22 protein-coding genes are annotated in these 18,830 nt (G+C 47.6%); 19 read left to right on the top strand and 3 right to left on the bottom strand.

Annotated features, from left to right (window positions below; genetic code table 11):
- The first annotated feature begins 75 nt into the window (after positions 1–75).
- The 19 genes from J7K63_06265 to J7K63_06175 all read left to right on the top strand — a co-directional run bounded on the left by J7K63_06265 (position 76) and on the right by J7K63_06175 (position 16,273).
- Positions 76–498 carry a YjbQ family protein gene (locus tag J7K63_06265; GenBank protein ID MCD6234622.1) on the top strand — a complete coding sequence of 141 codons (423 nt, stop codon included), beginning with the start codon at positions 76–78 and terminating at the stop codon, positions 496–498.
- A 9-nt stretch (positions 499–507) separates the two neighbouring features.
- The gene (locus J7K63_06260) at positions 508–813 is read left to right on the top strand and encodes a chorismate mutase (protein MCD6234621.1); all 306 of its coding nucleotides are present in this window, start codon (positions 508–510) and stop codon (positions 811–813) included.
- On the top strand, positions 810–1,832 hold the full coding sequence (gene aroF / locus J7K63_06255) for a 3-deoxy-7-phosphoheptulonate synthase (protein MCD6234620.1): 1,023 nt from the start codon (positions 810–812) through the stop codon (positions 1,830–1,832). Before J7K63_06260 ends, aroF begins: the two co-directional genes overlap by 4 nt.
- Positions 1,829–3,136 carry a prephenate dehydrogenase/arogenate dehydrogenase family protein gene (locus J7K63_06250; GenBank protein MCD6234619.1) on the top strand — a complete coding sequence of 436 codons (1,308 nt, stop codon included), beginning with the start codon at positions 1,829–1,831 and terminating at the stop codon, positions 3,134–3,136. The genes aroF and J7K63_06250 overlap by 4 nt, the downstream gene beginning before the upstream one ends.
- On the top strand, positions 3,129–4,418 hold the full coding sequence (gene aroA / locus J7K63_06245; GenBank protein MCD6234618.1) for a 3-phosphoshikimate 1-carboxyvinyltransferase: 1,290 nt from the start codon (positions 3,129–3,131) through the stop codon (positions 4,416–4,418). Before J7K63_06250 ends, aroA begins: the two co-directional genes overlap by 8 nt.
- Before the next feature lie 3 nt (positions 4,419–4,421).
- The gene (locus J7K63_06240; protein MCD6234617.1) at positions 4,422–5,246 is read left to right on the top strand and encodes a hypothetical protein; all 825 of its coding nucleotides are present in this window, start codon (positions 4,422–4,424) and stop codon (positions 5,244–5,246) included.
- 5 nt (positions 5,247–5,251) lie between these two features.
- Positions 5,252–6,382 carry a chorismate synthase gene (gene aroC / locus J7K63_06235; protein MCD6234616.1) on the top strand — a complete coding sequence of 377 codons (1,131 nt, stop codon included), beginning with the start codon at positions 5,252–5,254 and terminating at the stop codon, positions 6,380–6,382.
- Positions 6,379–6,891, top strand: coding sequence for a shikimate kinase (locus J7K63_06230; GenBank protein MCD6234615.1), 513 nt, complete (start codon positions 6,379–6,381; stop codon positions 6,889–6,891). Before aroC ends, J7K63_06230 begins: the two co-directional genes overlap by 4 nt.
- Positions 6,884–7,993 (top strand): 3-dehydroquinate synthase, encoded by a 1,110-nt coding sequence (aroB, locus tag J7K63_06225; GenBank protein MCD6234614.1) that lies wholly within the window; start codon positions 6,884–6,886, stop codon positions 7,991–7,993. The genes J7K63_06230 and aroB overlap by 8 nt, the downstream gene beginning before the upstream one ends.
- Complete coding sequence (locus J7K63_06220) at positions 7,977–8,444, top strand: 3-dehydroquinate dehydratase (protein MCD6234613.1); 468 nt, start codon at positions 7,977–7,979, stop codon at positions 8,442–8,444. Before aroB ends, J7K63_06220 begins: the two co-directional genes overlap by 17 nt.
- A 72-nt stretch (positions 8,445–8,516) precedes the next feature.
- Positions 8,517–9,005: a TlpA family protein disulfide reductase gene (locus J7K63_06215; GenBank protein MCD6234612.1), complete on the top strand. Its 489-nt coding sequence runs from the start codon at positions 8,517–8,519 to the stop codon at positions 9,003–9,005.
- A 17-nt stretch (positions 9,006–9,022) separates the two neighbouring features.
- Positions 9,023–9,700, top strand: coding sequence for a CPBP family intramembrane metalloprotease (locus tag J7K63_06210; GenBank protein ID MCD6234611.1), 678 nt, complete (start codon positions 9,023–9,025; stop codon positions 9,698–9,700).
- A complete protein-coding gene (locus tag J7K63_06205; protein ID MCD6234610.1) occupies positions 9,690–10,121 on the top strand; it encodes a hypothetical protein in 432 nt (143 codons plus the stop codon). The genes J7K63_06210 and J7K63_06205 overlap by 11 nt, the downstream gene beginning before the upstream one ends.
- Positions 10,118–10,861: a hypothetical protein gene (locus J7K63_06200; protein MCD6234609.1), complete on the top strand. Its 744-nt coding sequence runs from the start codon at positions 10,118–10,120 to the stop codon at positions 10,859–10,861. Before J7K63_06205 ends, J7K63_06200 begins: the two co-directional genes overlap by 4 nt.
- Positions 10,822–11,688 carry a hypothetical protein gene (locus J7K63_06195; GenBank protein ID MCD6234608.1) on the top strand — a complete coding sequence of 289 codons (867 nt, stop codon included), beginning with the start codon at positions 10,822–10,824 and terminating at the stop codon, positions 11,686–11,688. The genes J7K63_06200 and J7K63_06195 overlap by 40 nt, the downstream gene beginning before the upstream one ends.
- Before the next feature lie 134 nt (positions 11,689–11,822).
- Complete coding sequence (locus J7K63_06190; GenBank protein MCD6234607.1) at positions 11,823–13,040, top strand: HpcH/HpaI aldolase/citrate lyase family protein; 1,218 nt, start codon at positions 11,823–11,825, stop codon at positions 13,038–13,040.
- Positions 13,030–14,598 carry a citrate lyase subunit alpha gene (gene citF, locus J7K63_06185; GenBank protein MCD6234606.1) on the top strand — a complete coding sequence of 523 codons (1,569 nt, stop codon included), beginning with the start codon at positions 13,030–13,032 and terminating at the stop codon, positions 14,596–14,598. The genes J7K63_06190 and citF overlap by 11 nt, the downstream gene beginning before the upstream one ends.
- A gap of 2 nt (positions 14,599–14,600) precedes the next feature.
- Positions 14,601–15,131 carry an HD domain-containing protein gene (locus J7K63_06180; GenBank protein MCD6234605.1) on the top strand — a complete coding sequence of 177 codons (531 nt, stop codon included), beginning with the start codon at positions 14,601–14,603 and terminating at the stop codon, positions 15,129–15,131.
- A gap of 23 nt (positions 15,132–15,154) precedes the next feature.
- On the top strand, positions 15,155–16,273 hold the full coding sequence (locus tag J7K63_06175; GenBank protein ID MCD6234604.1) for an isocitrate/isopropylmalate dehydrogenase family protein: 1,119 nt from the start codon (positions 15,155–15,157) through the stop codon (positions 16,271–16,273).
- 55 nt (positions 16,274–16,328) lie between these two features.
- Here the strand turns inward: J7K63_06175 and mazG are convergent, their stop codons facing one another.
- Genes mazG through ybeY form a run of 3 tightly spaced genes read right to left on the bottom strand, consistent with a single transcriptional unit; the run spans position 16,329 to position 18,827 of the window.
- A complete protein-coding gene (gene mazG, locus J7K63_06170; protein ID MCD6234603.1) occupies positions 16,329–17,099 on the bottom strand; it encodes a nucleoside triphosphate pyrophosphohydrolase in 771 nt (256 codons plus the stop codon).
- 8 nt (positions 17,100–17,107) lie between these two features.
- Entirely contained in the window at positions 17,108–18,385 is a 1,278-nt protein-coding gene (locus J7K63_06165; protein ID MCD6234602.1) for an HlyC/CorC family transporter, read from the bottom strand.
- Entirely contained in the window at positions 18,378–18,827 is a 450-nt protein-coding gene (gene ybeY, locus J7K63_06160) for an rRNA maturation RNase YbeY (protein ID MCD6234601.1), read from the bottom strand. The genes J7K63_06165 and ybeY overlap by 8 nt, the downstream gene beginning before the upstream one ends.
- Between the last annotated feature and the right edge of the window lie 3 nt (positions 18,828–18,830).

The raw sequence follows: 18,830 nt of genomic DNA, 5'->3' as shown, positions 1-18,830 counted from the left end.
TACTCTGAATGGCGAAGAATGTTGCTTTCTATTTTCCTTCTTTTTTCCTTACCTTTTCAAGTTAAAGGGGGTCTTATGAAATCACTGACAAAACACCTTACATTTAACATTCCCGCGAGGATGGATTTTGTAAATATCACCGGCCATGTGGAAGATCTGGTTCGTGAATCGGGCATAAAGGAAGGATTGTGTCTTGTCAATGCCATGCACATTACCGCCTCTGTTTTCATTAATGACGACGAGCCGGGTCTTCACCAGGATTATAAACGCTGGTTGGAAAAACTGGCGCCCTTTGATCCGGGAACAGATCTGTATGCTCACAACAGGACCGGGGAAGATAACGGAGATGCTCACCACAAGCGGCAAATCATGGGACGTGAAGTCGTTGTGGCCGTCACAAAAGGCCGCCTTGATTTTGGTCCCTGGGAACAGATCTTCTATGGTGAATTTGACGGGCGCAGGCCCAAACGGGTTTTGGTTAAAATTATAGGAGAATAAATTCTTCCCATGGATGAAACAATCATACAATCTCTCCGGAGCCAAATTGACAGTATCGACAAATCTTTGGTCGAACTTTTAACCAAAAGGATGGAACTGGCCTACCAGATCGGGAGGGAGAAGGGGAAAACAGGACAACCTGTGACGGTTCCGGGACGTGAAGAGGAAATTTATCACTCCCTGGAGGGCGTTCAATCCCGCTTTTTAAAACCAGCGGACCTGAAAGCCTTGTTCACGCAGATCATTGCCCTTGGACGTAAGGCCGGACAAGAGGGTGCCAGAGATACGAATGAGAACAAGGAGCATTCATCATGATTATTGTAATGAATCAGGGCGCAAAGGACGCCCAAATCGAACAGATTTCCGAGCACCTGCACAAACTAGATCTGAAAATACATAAATCCCGGGGTGAAGATCACATGATCCTTGGGATTATCGGAGATATTTCCCGGGTTGACATCGAAAAAATCAAAGGGTTTGACGGTGTTAACAAAGTCATCCGGATATCAGAAAGTTATAAACAGTGTTCCCGGACATTTAAGCCGTCAAACACCATTGTCCATGTGGGGAAAGTCCCCTTCGGGGGCAAAGAAATCGCCGTCATCGCCGGTCCCTGCTCCGTGGAAAATGAAAAGATGGTTCACAAGCTCTCCCGGGAAATCAAACGTTACGGTGCTCATGTACTCCGGGGCGGTGCATACAAACCCCGGTCATCCCCCTATACCTTTCAGGGACTGGGAGAAGAGGGACTGAAATACCTGCAGGATGCGGCCTTTGCATCGGGGATCCCCTGTGTTTCCGAAGTGATGGCCATATCGGATATCGACCTGTTTTGCAAATATGTGGATGCCCTTCAGGTCGGTGCCCGGAATATGCAGAATTACAGCCTTCTCAAAGCCCTGGGGACTGTAGACAAGCCGGTGATCCTCAAACGGGGCATCTCCGCCACAGTGGAAGAGTGGCTGAATGCCGCCGAATATATTGTGAACGGCGGAAATTCAAAGGTGATTTTATGTGAACGCGGGATCCGGACATTTGAAAATTCCACCCGTTTTACCCTGGACCTCTCTTCAGTCCCCGTAGTGAAAAAATTGTCCCATTTACCCATCATTGTGGATCCAAGCCATGCCATGGGAAACCGGGAGCTTGTGGTTCCCATGGCCCGGGCTGCCGTAGCCGCCGGAGCGGACGGCATCATGGTGGAAGTTCATGACGATCCCATCAATGCTCTCTCTGACGGGCCTCAATCCCTCTACCCCAAACAATTCAACCATCTTATGAAAGAGCTCCATATCATCAGTCAGGTGATCGGGCGGGGATTGCTGAAAAAATGAAATCCCGTGAATTTGCTATCATCGGTTACGGCCGTTTCGGCCGGGTTTTTGCCTCTATCCTTGCCCGGTACGGGACAGTATCTGTCTACGACATAAATTCCGTAACCCCTGAAAAGAAAATCAGACAGGTGTCCCTGGATGAGGCACTTCAAAAAGAGGTGATTTTTCTCTGCATCCCCATATCGGCCATTCCGGCCTTTCTTCATGAAAACCGGGACAAAATCAATTCAACATCTATAGTCATTGATACAGGATCGGTGAAGGCTTATCCTGTACGGTGGATGGATGAGATCATTCCCCATATCCCCCATCTGGGGATTCACCCTCTTTTTGGTCCGGACAGCTATGCGGAAAACCGGGTCAACCTGATTATCCTCACACCTTCCGGTCAATACCCCCAACTGGCCGAAACATGGCGGGATACTTTTCAGGAATGGCATTTTTTTACCCGGATTTTAAGTCCTGATGAACATGACAAACACATTGCCGAGTCCCAGGGCCTCACCCATTTTATAGGAAATATTCTTCTGACCCTGAATTTGCCCGAGTCTAAAACACCTACCAAGGGATACGGCATGCTCCGGGCAGTAGAGACCTTTTGCAGCCATGACACGTCACAGCTTTTCAGAGATATGCTTATGTACAATGAACATTCCTCGGAAATGTTCAGAGCTTTCATGAAAGCGACCCATACAGTGGCGTCTCTGATACGAAAGGAGTCCTTCAACATCCGGAAAGAAAAGGTCCGTGTCGGTGCCATGGGTGATGAGGGAAGTTTTTCCCATGAGGCGGCTTTACAGTATATCCGGGATCGTCAGCTTGTGAACGGGGAAGTGCTTTGCCTGACATCGGCGGAAAATGTGCTGGAGCATCTTGAACTGGGACGCATTGACATCGGTTTGCTGCCTATACAGAATGCCGTAGGCGGTGTAGTTCAGGAAACCCTGACCCATCTCGCCGGGACCCGCTGCAAAATTTCAGGTCATTTCCCCTTTCTGGTCAAACAGTGCCTTTTATCCCGGCCGGATTTTGAGGGAAAGCCGGCATCAATACATTCACACCTTCAGGCCCTGCGTCAGTGCAAAAGCTATCTGAGTACCCACTATCCTGACATCCCTCAGGTGGAAGAACGGGACACCGCCGCAGCCGCCGCGATGCTGTCACGGGGAGATATTCCACAAAATGCCTTTGTGATTGCCCCCGAAACTTGTGTAAAATTGCATAATTTGAAACTAATCCGTTCCGGTATTCAGGATTTGGATTACAATATCACGGATTTTATTTCCGTTATCATGGATGATTAAAAACACCTGCAAAATAATACCCGCTGAACGGGTCCGGGGAAAAATCTCGCTTCCGGGGGACAAATCCATCAGTCACCGGGCCTTGATTTTTGCCGCCATTGCCAAAGGAAAATCCAAAATCCGCTATCTGAATAAAGGTGTGGATGTCCTTTCAACCATAGCATGCCTGCAAAAAGTAGGAGTTCATTTTCAATTGGGCCGCTATACCGTCAATGTAAAGAGCCCGGGGCTTCATGGCTGGTCCGGAGAGGATAAAACCGCCTTTAATTGCGGGAACTCCGGAACCACAACCCGCCTTCTTGCCGGACTTCTGGCAGGACAGTCCTTTGAATCGGTTCTCTACGGTGACGAATCTCTCTCCCGCCGGCCCATGGGACGGATAATTGAGCCCCTGTCAAAAATGAATGCCGTCTTTGACAGTACGGATGGTCATCTGCCTTTAAATATTTTTCCCTCGAAACTCAAAGGAATCCGCTACACCCTGCCTGTGGCCAGTGCACAGGTCAAATCCGCCATCCTGCTGGCCGGACTCCTGGCAGAGGGTAAAACCCATGTGACTGAACCGGTCCGGTGCAGGGATCATACCGAGCGGATGATGAAAATGCTGGGCATTCCCATATTCAAAAAGAAAAACACGTGGATGGTCCATACCCTGAAACGGCCGATTCCCGGATTTGAATATAATGTGCCCGCTGATCCTTCCTCAGCTGCATTTTGGGTGGCAGCGGCACTTTTACTTCCTAAAAGCCGCATTGTCCTGAACAATGTCAGCCTGAATCCCACGCGCATTGCATATATCAGGCTTCTGCAAAATGCCGGTGCCGATATTCACTGCAGTGAAGAAAAAAGAAGTCATGAACCCTATGGAGATATTGTTGTAAAAAGTTCAGAACTCCAGGGATTTTCCGTGACATCCAGAAATATTCCCGACCTCATTGATGAAATTCCCATACTGGCGCTCATCGCCACTCAGGCAAAGGGAATCACGCGCGTTCGCGGTGCCCGGGAACTCCGTGTGAAAGAGAGTGACCGCATCGCCACAACCGTTGCATGTCTGAAAACCCTGGGTGCCGAGATTGAAGAACACGAGGACGGTATGACAATCCACGGTTCCACGCCCCTTCACGGCGGCATCGTTAATGCCTATATGGACCACCGGATCGCCATGACCATGGCCATTGCCGGGTTGATTGCTTCAGACCCCGTGATTATCGAAGATTACTCGGTTGTGGATATCAGCTATCCGGATTTCTTCAGCACACTTGAAAAAATCCGGCAGTAAATTATGAAACTGGGGATTATCGGACATCATATTGCCTACTCCATCAGCCCATACCTTCACACCCTTATTGGGAAAAAAACCGGTTTACTTTCACTTCAATATGAACGGTTTGATATTCCACCGTCCGATCTGGAAAAAACCCTGTCCCGCCTGCAACAGGAGGGATATACAGGAGTCAACATAACTATCCCCTACAAAAAAGATGTCCTCCCCTTTGCCCGGCAGCAGGATATCAGTGCAAAACAATGCGGCTCGGCAAATACGCTGTATTTTTCCGATTCAGAAATCCAGGCATGGAACACGGACATGACGGGGATGGTCCGGATCCTGAAGGCTGAGGGTTACACCTCATTTAACCGCTATGTTCTCTTTGGATACGGTGGTGTGGCCCCGGCGGTAGTCAACGCCCTGAAATCACAGGGTATTCATGCTATTTATATTGCCGGAAGATCTCCTGAAACAATCCGGAAATTCTGCGCACGATTCAACCTTCTGCCCTATTCAGAAAAGGAGGTCTATTCCGGATCTACACTTTGGATCAATGCAACACCTGCAGGATCGGTCAACCATCCGGAAATTCCGGCGGTTTTTCAGGTAATCCCCAGGGCCGGGGACAGCTTTCTTGATTTGAATTACGCACCTTTGCCTACCCATTTCCAACGTTATTTCCGGCATTATGGCATTGAAACGGCAGATGGTCTGGGACTTCTCATTGAACAAGCGCTTGACAGCCAGGCCATTTGGCGAAAAGAGCCCGGCATCGTGAAAAAAATCAACCGGGAGTCTCTCCGCCTGGCGATCATAAAACAAACGGGGATGTCATCATGAAACGAATCCAATGTATCACGGCCGGTGAAAGTCACGGTCCGGCACTCAGCGTTATCATCCACGGTCTCCCATCGGGATTCCGCTTAGATGTGGATGAAATCAATCGACAGCTGAGTCGCCGTCAGAAGGGTTACGGACGGGGTGGCCGGATGAGAATTGAGACGGATCGGGTGGAAATTCTTTCCGGACTGCGAAACAGCATGACTCTTGGAAGTCCCCTCGCCTGTATCATCCGGAATCGGGATTTTGAAAACTGGAAGAAAACGATGGACCCGGTCCGGGCAGATTTGTCGGAAAAAATTTCAGTCCCCCGGCCCGGTCATGCCGATTACGCCGGCATGCTGAAGTATAAAACCGACGATCTTCGGAATATTCTGGAGCGAGCCAGTGCCCGCGAAACTGCAGTCCGAACTCTGGCCGGGGCCGTATGCCGCCAGTTTCTTGAAAATGCCGGCATCTCTCTTTACTCTATTGTCACACGGATCGGTCCGGCAGGAGTGGATCCAGAACACATGCCTCCTGTGGCAGACTGGATTCAGGCAGATAAATCTCCCGTACGTTGTCCGGATTCCAAGACGGAAAAATTGATGATAAAAGCTATTGACACTGCCCGGAAAGAGGGTGATTCCCTGGGAGGCCTGTTCCGTGTCGCCGTTCGGAATCTGCCTGTAGGTCTTGGGAGTTATACCCAATGGAACGAGCGCCTGACATCCATGATTGCCGCTCAAATCCTTGGGATTCCCGCCATCCGCGGGATTGAATTCGGCCTGGGATTTAAAGCAGCTGAACTCCCGGGAAGCCGTGTCCACGACCCCCTTGAAATAAAAGAGGGGAAAATTTACCGGAGCACCAATCATAGCGGCGGGATTGAAGGAGGGATGAGCAACGGCTGCGACCTGATTTTCTCCGCCGTCATGAAACCCATCCCCACCCTCTCCAAACCTCTGGCCAGCGTGGATTTGAAAACAGGAAAGCAGACATCTGCTCATAAAGAACGGACAGACAGTTGTGCCGTCCCGGCAGCCTCCGTCGTAGCCGAAAATGTCACGGCTATTCCCCTTCTTGAGGCTTTTCTCATGAAATTCGGCGGAGACAGCTGGGAAGAAACCCTGAAACACCGGGAAGCATTCCAATGATCATCTTCCTGACAGGTATGATGGGAACCGGCAAGACCGAAGTGGGCCAGGCTCTGGCAAAATCACTCAAATGCACCTTTTTGGATCTGGACCATTATCTGGAAAAAAAGACAGGGAAGAGCATTCCGGAAATATTCCGGACAGAAGGTGAAGAGGCTTTCCGGAAACTGGAAAGAGACATAAAACATGATCCTCTTCCCAATACCTCTGATATGGTCATTGCCACCGGCGGTGGATTTCCTCTGGACGAAAGAAACCGGGAATGGATGAAGTCCACGGGAGTGGTCATCTGGCTGCAGGCGGAACCCCAAACTATCCTGGAGCGTGTAAAAATGAGTGAAAACAGGCCTCTGTTACCTCAACCTCTCCAGCCGGCTCACATTCAGCAAATTCTGGACAAACGAACTTTTGTTTATAAACAAGCGAATTATTATATTCAAACCGACGGAAGAAGCATCCGTGACATCGTTCGGGAAATTCTTGAAAAGTTAGATAAAAAAAATGCATAAAATACGAGTAGACCTTCACGAACGCAGTTATCCCATCTACGTAAAAAACGAGAGCCTTCCCACTGTGGGAAGCATACTGAAAAAATTGAATATCAGCTCTCGTGTGGTACTTGTATCCAGTCAGCATGTATCAGCCCTTTATAAGAATGTGGTGGAAAAATCGCTGAAACAAGAGGGCTTTCAGGTTTGCTATATTCTCATGCCCAGCGGGGAAGCCAACAAAAACCTGAAAACGGTACAGTATCTGTATGATACCATGCTGGATTTAAAGATGGACCGGGGATCCACAGTCATCGCCCTGGGAGGTGGCGTCGTAGGGGATACGGCAGGTTTTCTGGCAGCCACCATATACCGGGGTATGAATCTGGTACAGATCCCTACAACCCTTCTGGCCCAGGTGGATTCTTCCATTGGCGGGAAGGTGGGCATCAATCATGCCCGGGGGAAAAACCTGATTGGAGCCATCTATCAGCCGAAAATTGTGATTGTCGATCCGACGGTTCTTAAAACCCTGGAATTCCGCCAGAGGGTTTCCGGTTTTGGAGAAGTAATTAAATATGGGTTTATCAGGGACCGTATTTTTACACAGTTCCTCCTGGAAAATTTTTCCGAGATTCTAACCCTGAAAAACCTGGATCATGTGAATGCGGCCATTATCCGGGCTATTGAGATCAAGTCCTTCATTGTATCAGCCGATGAACATGAAAGCAATTTGCGGATGGTACTGAATTTCGGCCACACCATTGGCCACGCCGTGGAACATACGGCAGGCTACGGAACGTACACCCACGGCGAGGCTGTCATTATCGGTATGTGTGCCGCCTTAAAACTCAGCACCGACATGGGCCTCCTTCCGGCGGATGTCTCTCAACAATATATTCAGCATCTCCTGCGGATACCTGTCCCCGGATCCCTGAAAAAATACGATACCGACCGGATGTACGAAGCCATGACGCACGATAAAAAAGTTCGGAACGGGAAAATCCAGTTTGTGCTTCTGCAAAAAATCGGCGATGCCGTGATCCGGGATGATGTCCCAAAATCCATTATTTACGAAACTCTTGAATGGGTAAAGGACCTTCAGTTTGTCAAAGCCATCTGAAAAAAAACTAAAAATTCTTGTACTTCATGGCCCCAATTTGAATCTGCTGGGACACCGGGATCCGAAACACTACGGCCGTCTGACCCTGGATAAACTGAACACGCTCATCCGTAAAAAGGCCCGGGAGCTGGATGTAGATGTCAAATTTTATCAGACTAACCATGAAGGAAATCTGGTAACGCTCTTACAACGGCAGCGAAAATATGTGGACGGCATCCTGATAAATCCTGCCGCGTATACCCATACCAGCATTGCCATCCGGGACGCCATTGAGTTGATAAAAATCCCTGTCGTGGAAATTCACCTTTCGGATATCAGTTCGCGTGATCCCTTTCGGCGGGTGTCCATGATTCGTGATGTATGCCTTGCCACATTTTCCGGAAAAAAAGAACAGAGTTACCTGGAAGGTCTGGAATTTCTGGTTGGCCGGTTGAAGTCCGGAAAGTTGTAACTTTTTTTCTTTTAACCGCCTAAAAACAAACGTGATGGTTAAAAAGGTTAAAAGAAAAACAGGAGACGTAAAATGAAAAAAAGCTTGTTTGTGATGTCTATACTGGTCATGACCATGATGCTGACCGGATGCAATAAGAATAAAGAAAACCTGAAAGATGCACCGGATTTCACACTCCGTAACGGATACGGGGAAACCTTTATTTTGTCCGATCATAAAGGAAAAATGATTATTTTGAACTTCTGGGCCACCTGGTGTCCACCCTGCCAGCGCGAAATTCCCGATTTTATCGATTTGTATGATCAGTATAAAGAGGATGGTCTTATGATCGTGGGAGTTTCAGTTGACCAGACCGGCTGGGAAGCAGTGGATAAATACATTCAGAACATGGGGATTCAATATCCCGTAGTTATGTTTACACCGGAAGTGGTCAGGAATTACGACAATTTTCAAAGCATTCCCACAACCTTCGTTATCGATAAAAAAGGCAGAATTGTCAACAAAGTAACCGGCTACCGTCCCCGCACCTTCTGGGAGGAAGAAATCAAAAAAACCCTGTAAACCTGTGATAAGGAAATATGGACAAGGACCCGAATGACCTTAAAATTTCTGCCTCATTGGTGTGGAGTCCCATTGGATTCTATCAGCAGATTTTTTTATGGCTCTTTACCGCTGCCATTCCGGCCATTGTCTGGCTTTTCTATTCCATAAATCCCCTTAAATACGATTCTTTATACCGGTGGTTATCCCGTGTTGGTGGATTATTTACCCTGGAGAATCTGATCCCTGATTTGGTCCTGGGTCTTTTGGCCGGAGCAGTTCTTTCCTTCCTTTTTCTTTTTCTGGAATGGCTTATCAGCCGTATTAAAGGTGAATCACCCATCGAGCGCCTGTCCCGGCAGGACGAACTCATCCCCCAAACCCCTGTCCAGCGCCGCTGGGCTTTTGCCATTAACCTGAGCGCCTCATTGGTGGAAGAGATTCTGTTCCGGGCTTACCTTTTTATGGCACTGATCTCCGTATGGACTCACTGGTTGTGGGCGGCAATACTCCTGTCCGCCATCTTTGCCTTCGTCCATACCAACATTCAGCAAATAAGTGCCACAGTATGGATATTTATTACAAGCCTGATTCTCTCATATTTTATCGTCACCCGCCAAAGTCTCGTCATGCCATGGGGTATACACCTGAGTGTGAACCTGATGAACCTCTTTGTTTTTCCCAAAGCTGCAAAAGTCTTTTTTCATGAGCATTAGCCCCATACAACGTGTTTCGGCAATTCTTATCCTGATTGCCGTTATTATCTGGTTTTTCAACACGACGCTGATTCGGAACCTGCCGGAAGAACCCCTTATCCTGTCCGGAGAATGGGTCGTTCCCTCACAGGATCCTGAAGCCGATGCTTTTTTTTTCGAGGAAGTTCTTCGCATAAAGAAGCTGGATCACGTAATAACAAAGGACAGGACATGTTATGTTTTTAACAAGGGCTTCATAATAACAGCCGGAATCCCGGGAACAGACACCATCGTCATGCGTGTGAGTGATATGGACCGTGTATGGAATGAAATCCTGGCGTCTCCGGTCCGAATCATTTCACCGCCGGAGATACGGGGTGAAAGCAAAAAAGCCCTTTTCATCCTCCCGGGAGGTCAAACCACAGCCCTGGTGGAACGATGAAATCCAGATTACACATCATCATACCCCTGCTGATTATCCTTATGATCTTTCCTGGCAGGCTTTTTCCCCAACGTGTCCATGCATTTGAACAGTTTCTTGAAAATGTCCGGATAAAACGAGACAAGGATCTCCAATCTCTGGGCTGTTACAATTTTACTTTTCTGCGGGAACAGATAATCCGTGAAGATACCTTAAACACCCACCTGACCTTCATGGGAAAAGAATACCACTACAAGGACCGGCCCATTGTACGGGTTTATGAGGCGCTCAGGATCAATCACTTGCCGGTTGACACACTTCTGAAACCGGATACACTCATGTCACAGGAAAACATTCCGGAATTTTATGATGAAAATTTTCACAGCTACTATATGATTCGGGATCTGGGAAGCACAGCATTAAACAACAAGGAAATGCGCCTTCTGGAATTTATTCCCCGGGGCGGGACCTCTGGACTCATGCAGGGCAGGGCCTGGATAGATCCGAAAACATACGGAATCATTAAAATGGTACTTGAACCCCATCCCCTGCCGGAAGGCATTTCAAAAATGGAAATTGAAATCTTTAACACTTACGATGAAAAGGGACGGGTTATTCGCTTTGGAATGCAATCCCTGAGTCATATCATTACCGTTGGTAAACAAATGGAAATTCGGATAAGAGAACGATACAGTCAATATCAAAGTCACCCCGATTCAATATGCGACTCATTAAATACATACTACTCATTACAGCCATAATCACACCTCTGACGGCATCAGACATCAACCGGACCGAACTGGTGGTTGAGAATCATCACCTTTATTTTTACTATAATATTTCCAATATTGGACTGGGATATCAGACCACGCCCCACTTTGCCGAGCTGCTGCAGATAGAGCTTAGAGGTTATCCCAAAACCTTGGCCGGCCCCCTGGTTTACCGTACCGATCCCGAATTATATAACATGGGTGTTTATAAATATTGGAATTTTTGGAATATATACGCTAATGCACAACGCCCTTATCACGTACGCCTTTTTTATGGAGAAATCCGACGGCAAAAGGACAAGGGATATAATGTCCGGGGCACCTTTTTTTCATTCAGCCATCTCCTGAGTATAGGGAAAGATATCGTTCCCTATCCCAGCATGGAAATCGGTTTTGAAAACAAACACATTGAATATTTTTCCGAACTGGCTCAGGAAATTTTCACCCAGCGCTTCTCGCTCCTTTTCATTGGCAGAGAGCTTGATGACCAAATAGTCAAATTCACCTTTAACCGGAAGGGCATCTCCTCGGGAAAAATGCCTGTATTTCAGCTCCCCAACACCCTGGTTCGTTTTTCTGCCAACTGGAGTCTTCAAACACCTTACGACCGTCAGGCTGCGTTACTTTTCGGACGGGCTTACCAAATTCATGTCCGCTCATATCATTTTTATCTGACGCCTTTTTTGGGAGCCAGACTGTATTTGCCAATCACCATCAACATAGACAATACATTCATTATCGACAGCTATTCATTAAGCCTTATTCCAATATTTCAGGTCGAGTGTTATTTCCCTGATAAAATTCTTGTCACCGATTAGTTTTTTAAGCCGATTTGATTGTAACTTTGCCGGCTTTTAAATATATTCGTAAACAAAATTAGTGAGCTTTGAAAACGCCCTTCATTTCTGATTGGAATGGCTCTATAAGCCTATTATAAGCAGGAGGAAAACCATTGAGTGACTTTTTTTCATCGGGCAACGCAGGTCCTTCGGCCCGGGGGGACTGTTTCGTTACCCTGACATTGAAAGAATCCGGTGGAATCACCCTGGATATCCGGAGCAAAGTCAGGGATTTGTTCGGAAAATCCATACGTGATCTTTGTCTGGAGATGATGGAATATTACGGAATTCCTGACGCCCATCTATCCATTGAAGATCAGGGTGCCTTGCCGTTCACATTGAGGGCGCGTCTTGAAGCAGTTGTCCGCAAAGCCTTTCCAGACAGCAAGCCTTTCAATATAACGGATCATTCCGGCGCATACAGTCCCTCGGAAAAGGATTGTTTCCGGCGGTCCCGCCTGTATCTGCCGGGCAATAGTCCCAAACTGATGATCAATGCAGGACTCTATGCCGCCGATGGAGTCATACTGGATCTGGAGGATTCCGTCGCCCCTGCCCGGAAAGACGAAGCCCGGATTCTGGTCCGTCATGCCCTTCATGAACTCGATTTCGGCAAGGCGGAACGGATGGTTCGGATTAATCCCTTTCCTGCCGGAATTCAGGATCTGGAAATGCTGATTCCCGAAAAAGTGAATTGTGTGTTGATTCCAAAATGTGAAAGACGGGAAGATGTTATCCGGACCGATTTGAAAATTAAGGAAATTTGTTCCGAATCGGGTTTTGAATATCCTGTCTATCTCATGCCGATTTTGGAATCAGCCCGGGGTATTTTGGCAGCAAAAGAGATCGCCGAAGCGTGCGATACGGTTGTTGCTCTTGCTATCGGCCTGGAAGATCTGACGGCAGATCTGGGCACTCGGCGGACGAATCAGGGAAATGAAAGTTATGTAGCCCGTTCCTTGCTTGTTCTGGCTGCCCGGGCTGCAGGTGTTCAGGCGATTGATTCCGTTTTTTCCGATATATCGGACATGGATGCCCTCATGAAGACAGCCCTCGAATCAAAAAAAATGGGGTTTGACGGTATGGGATGTATCCATCCGCGGCAAATTCCCGTAATCCATGATGCCTTTGCCCCTTCATCTTCCGAAACGGAAAAGGCTCAGGCCATCGTGATGGCGTATGAAGAAGCTGAGAAAAAAGGACTGGGTGTTATAAGCCTGGGATCCAAAATGATCGATGCTCCTGTCCTCAAACGGGCACAGAAAACCATTCAATTGGCAGAAACTCTGAACCGGATACCGAAGAACTGGAGAGAGACTTATGGCAAATAAAGCGGACTGGATTAAAAATGCCGCCGGGCGATGGATTCCCCCGGAAATTAACGGGGAAAAAATCATCCCGTTCAAAGGAATCGGCAAACACAGACCCTCGGGAAACCGCTACGGACCTCCCATCCGCACATCCCTCGATTACCCGCCGGATGGTAACAAGCAAGTGGAAAATCTAAAGGATGCTTTGGTTAAATCCGGAATCCGGGACGGAATGGTAATTTCCACTCATCATCATTTAAGGAATGGAGATTTGGTGGCAAATCAGGTATTTAAAGCCGCTTCCGAACTGGGCATCAAAGATTTAGTCTGGTTCCCTTCCGCCTCTTTTCCCTGCCACGAGCCCATTATTGAATATCTAAAAGATGGGACCATCCATCACATCGAAGGTAGCATGAACGGAGCCCTGGGGCGTTTCTGCTCCGAGGGAAAAATGAAAGGCGTCGGTGTACTTCGCTCCCACGGAGGCCGGTATCAGGCCATTCAGGACGGCGAAGTGAAAATTGATATCGCTGTAATCGCCGCACCCACAGCCGATCCCTTTGGCAATGCCAACGGACTCTACGGCCCTTCGGCCTGTGGCGGATTGGGATATTCCCTTGCGGACATGATTTACGGAGACAGGGTCATTGTTGTAACCGATAATCTGGTGCCTTTTCCGTGTGTCCCCATGCAAATCACCGGGAATTATGTGGATTTTGTGGTGGTTATAGATAAAATCGGCATCCCGGAACAAATTGTATCAGGAACCACCCGGATCACCCGGAGTCCTGACCGTCTGCTCATCGCCGAATATACCGCCAAATTTTGTGATGCCGCCGGACTGATTAAAGATGGCTTTTCCTTTCAGGCCGGTGCCGGAGGTACATCCCTGGCCATCGGTATCTATTTTCATAAAATACTGAAAGAGCGGGGAATAAAGGCCCGTTTTGCCGTGGGCGGATCAACGGAATATTCGGTAAAAATGCTGGAAGACGGGGTCCTGGAATATATGCTGGATGCCCAGACATTTGATCTGACAGCCGTGGAATCCATGCGGCAAAATCCCAAGCATCAGGACATTTCCATTTTTCATTGCTATGATTTTCACGGCAAAGGGACTTATACAACCATGATGGATGTCATGATCCTGGGGGCAACGGAAGTGGACGTCAATTTCAACGGAAACGTCGTGACCCATTCCGACGGCATTCTGCTACACGGCATCGGTGGCTGGCAAAACTGTCTGAATGCACGGTGTACCATCCTGCCGGTCCCTTTATTCAGAAACCGGATACCCATCATCCGGGATGAGGTCACAACACTTTGCGGTCCCGGTGAACTGATTGATGTCATTGTAACGGAGCGGGGCATCGCAATCAATCCTCTGCGGACAGATCTTCTGGAAATAGTAAAGAACAGCGGGTTGCCCCTGAAAAGCATTGAGGAACTGAAGGCAGAAGCGGAAGCCTTGTGCGGAGTACCTGAACCGGCTGAATTCGAAGATGAAGTGGTTGCTGCCGTTAAATGGGTGGACGGGACGGTGATTGATGTTATAAAAAAAATAAGGAGGAACCCTTAATGCTGGACGTCAAAGCTATGCTTCCCGAATTGAATGAAATCCGGGATGAAGCACTCAGGCAAAAAGTGGAAGCTGTATGGCAGGAAGCCGCGGATTATCGCGGATGGACCCGTGACCTTTTGATGAAAATTCCCTTTACCCTGCTGGCCGAAGGTGTCACCATACCCTTTATTGACCATGTAAGGGCTGTATGTCACCTGTGTATGGCGGCTGAAGATGTCCTGAAAACCATTCACCAGGAACGTCGGACGCCCGTAAACCGGGATTTTCTGATTGCCGGTGCTCTTCTGGCTGATGTGGGAAAATTGCTTGAATATGAAATCTTGAACGGTAAGGTGATTAAATCCGATTACGGCCGCTACCTTCGCCATCCCTTCAGCGGTGTTGGATTGGCCTTCAAACATGGAGTTCCCGAAGCAGTGATGCATGTCATCGCCACCCATTCAAAAGAAGGAGCCGGTGAAAAACGGTCTCCCGAATCCATTATTTTTCATCACGCCGATTTTATTGATTTCGAGTTGGTTAAAGGATAAAGACAATAAACTGAGGAGAGATTATGGCAAAATACCGTATTGGATGGCTTCCCGGTGACGGAGTGGGTAATGATGTAATGGATGCAGCACGCATTGTGCTGGATACGCTGAAACTGGATGCCGATTATATTCACGGGGATATTGGATGGGAATTCTGGAAAAAAGAGGGAGATCCGCTGCCGCAACGGACCCTTGACATGTTGAAAACCACAGATTGTGCCCTTTTTGGAGCCATTACTTCCAAACCCAAGGAAGAAGCAGATGACGAACTGGACCCTGCCCTGAAAGGCAAAGGCTATGTTTATTTCAGTCCCATTGTGCGCCTGCGTCAAACCTTTAACCTTCATACGAACATGCGACCCTGTAAGGCTTATCCCGGAAATCCCCTGAATTACCGGGATGGCATTGATATCACTATTTTCAGAGAAAATACAGAGGGAATGTACGGAGGGGTGGAGTTCCATCCGGTACCCCGGGAAGTATACGATGTGCTGGATAAACATCATCCTAAAATGAAAAAATTTAAAGATGCCGGTCTGGAAAACATGGCTATATCAACCCGTATCATGACCCGTCAGGCCTGCCGGAATATCGTGACTCAAGCCTTTGAATATGCCCGGGAATTCGGTAAAAAAGCAGTTACGGTGGTGGACAAACCCAATGTACTCAGGGAAACAGGCGGACTCATGATCAGGACAGCCCGGGAGGTGGCAAAAAATTATCCGGATATCGAACTCTGGGAAACCAATATCGACGCCCAATGCATGTGGCTTGTAAAAAACCCGGAAAATTACGAAATCCTTGTGGCTGAAAACATGTTCGGCGATATTCTCAGCGACCTTTCGGCCCAGCTTGTGGGCGGACTCGGATTTGCTTCCAGCGGAAATATTGGAGACAATTACGCTGTTTTCGAACCGACACACGGAAGCGCTCCGAAATATTACGGGCAGTATAAAGTCAACCCCATGGCCATGCTGTTGACAACAAAAATGATGTTGGATTGGCTTGGCGAAAAAGATATGGCTGAAGGCCTGGAAAAGGCCATCGCAGCTGTGATTGCTGAAGGAAAAGTGAAAACCTACGATATGGGAGGCAGTAATACATCACTGGAAGTGGCAAGAGAAGTCGCTTCGAAACTATAAAGGATTTGTGGGTTTGTGCAGGTCAGTGCCCTCTCTCAGTCTCCCCATCGTACCGTCATTCTTTCTCTCCCTCTTTTTTCGCCTTCTGCCACAAGGTTTCCAATTCATCCAGAGAAAGAGAGCGTAAGTCTGTATTATTTTCTTCAGCCATTGCTTCAACACGGTGAAAACGACGAATAAATTTATCGGTTGATTTCCTCAGGGCTTCATCGGCATTAATACCCAGAAAACGCCCGATATTGACAAGAGAAAAAAGAAGATCCCCGAATTCCATTTCCATGGATTCCGGGTTTTTGTCCAGAGAAGCCTCCTCCAGTTCTTGAACTTCCTCACGGATTTTTTCCCACACATCATGGACTTTATCCCAATCGAAGCCCACCATAGAGGCCTTAGACTGCACCCGATAGGCTTTATGTAATGAGGGCAGTTCGTTGGGTATCCCATCCAACAACCTTTTCCGTCCCTCTGTTTTTTTCTTTTTTTCCCAGTAACTGTGGATTTCTTCTTCCGAATCAAAAATCCGGTTCGAGAAGACATGTGGATGACGACTGATCATTTTATGGTTAATATGACGCAAAACATCCCGGACGGTAAAGCGATTATCTTCTTCTGCCAAAACCGCCTGGAAAACCACATGAAGCATAACATCACCCAGCTCTTTGACCAAATCCCGGTCATTTCGGTGGTCCAGGGCATCTATGACTTCGTAAACCTCTTCAATCATAAAGGGGATGAGGCTATCCGGAGTCTGTTCACGATCCCAGGGGCACCCCTCCGGTGAACGTAATTTCTTGATAATTTCCACCAGCTCACTAAATTCTTTCATCCAGGCCCTTATTCTTTCGGTAAAAATTCCAGACGGATCTCCTTGATCCGACGCCGTTGCATCAGGACAACCGTATAACGCACATTTTGAAAAACAAACTGATCCTGCTTTTTAGGAACCCTCCCCAGCTTATCCATTACAAATCCGCCCAGGGTATCATAATCCCTCTCTTCAGGAAAGGAAAGTCCCAATTCCTCTTCCAGTTCATCCAGGTTCAGGGCAGCATCGACAATATACTCCCTTTCGCCGTCTTGTCGGATCATCAGCTGGTTTTCTTCATCCATTTCGTCCTGAATTTCTCCTACAATCTCTTCCACGACATCTTCCAGGGTCACCAGGCCGCTTGTCCCCCCAAATTCGTCTACAACAATGGCAAGTTTGGTCTTTTTGGTTTGGAATTCCCTGAGCATTTTAGCAACACTTTTATTCTCATGGACAAAGAGCGGAGGTCTCAGCAAACTTTTTATATGTGCCTTCCCGGTTTCCTTATCTGTTAAGTGAAGAATATCCTTAAGAAAAATAAAACCGATAATATGATCCAGATCACCGCCATGAACAGGCAGCCTGGAAAATTTTGATTCACGCACCTCCCGGATAATATCGGGCAGGGACTGGTTGATATCGATGGAATGGATATCGGGCCTAGGGATCATAATTTCCCGGACCCGGGTGTCGGACAATTTCAGGAGGGACTGGATCATATCCCGTTCCTTTTCCCGGATTGCCCCGGATTCTCCGCTCAGGTTGACAAGAGCGGATAATTCATCAGAATCTTCAATGAACTCTTCCCCCTGAATATGAAACATCCGGGCAAAGAGTTCCGTGATCCAGTAAAAAACGGCTGTCAGGGGTTTTAGAAGCGCATAAATAACCGTTAAAAATGAAGACATGCGCAAACTGTGCCTGATGGCATTGCGGACAGCAATAATTTTGGGAAGAATTTCCCCTACGATGAGAATAAGCAGTGTTACGGCAAACACCTGAACCAGGACAGATAGAATGGGAGACAGTTGATAGTAATTGGCAATATCCCTGGCGACTGAAGCCGAAATAACAGTCATGGCAATATTGACAAAAGTATTACCGGTAAGAATGGCGATGAGGAGTTTTCTGGGGAATTTTAGAAGGGCAAGAAGCCGGAAGGCTTCAGGATGGCCGCCTCGCATTTTTTCTTCCAGTTTGGAACGCTTAACAGAAAATATGGCCGTTTCACTGCTGGAGAAAAGACCGGAAAAAAACAAAAGGATGATAAACAAAATACTCCGTAAGAGCAGGTCATCAGGCATAGCCGCATTCCTCCAGATGACGATTTTCCAGTATGGTCATCTGTTCCCTGGCTTCGGGATTGCCGTCTTCATATCCCATAAGGTGTAAATATCCGTGAATCAGAATCCGGGCACATTCCTGCCGGATACTCACATGGTACCGGGACGCATTTTCCCGGATCCGTGGCAGAGAAATATATAGCTCACCTTCCAGATAATCTTCGCAACATTCCATGGTAAAACTGATAATATCCGTAAAGACATCCTGATCAAAATACTCTTTTTTCATATCTCTGAGCGGTTCATCAGCCATAAATATGATGTTGATATCACAAGAAGACAACTGATAGGCTTTCAGCAGGGTGAGAATGATTCCGGAAATTTCTTCATGTCGAAGAGGAAGCCGTAAACCGGATTCATTGTAGATGTGAACACGTTTTTCTTTGCGTCGACCGGCGTGCATGGA

The sequence above is a fragment of the Candidatus Neomarinimicrobiota bacterium genome, from assembly GCA_021157965.1.
GTDB lineage: Bacteria > Fidelibacterota > Fidelibacteria > Fidelibacterales > Fidelibacteraceae > Fidelibacter.
Note: the sequence above shows the minus strand (reverse complement) of the source record. Positions and strands in the feature narration are given on the sequence as shown.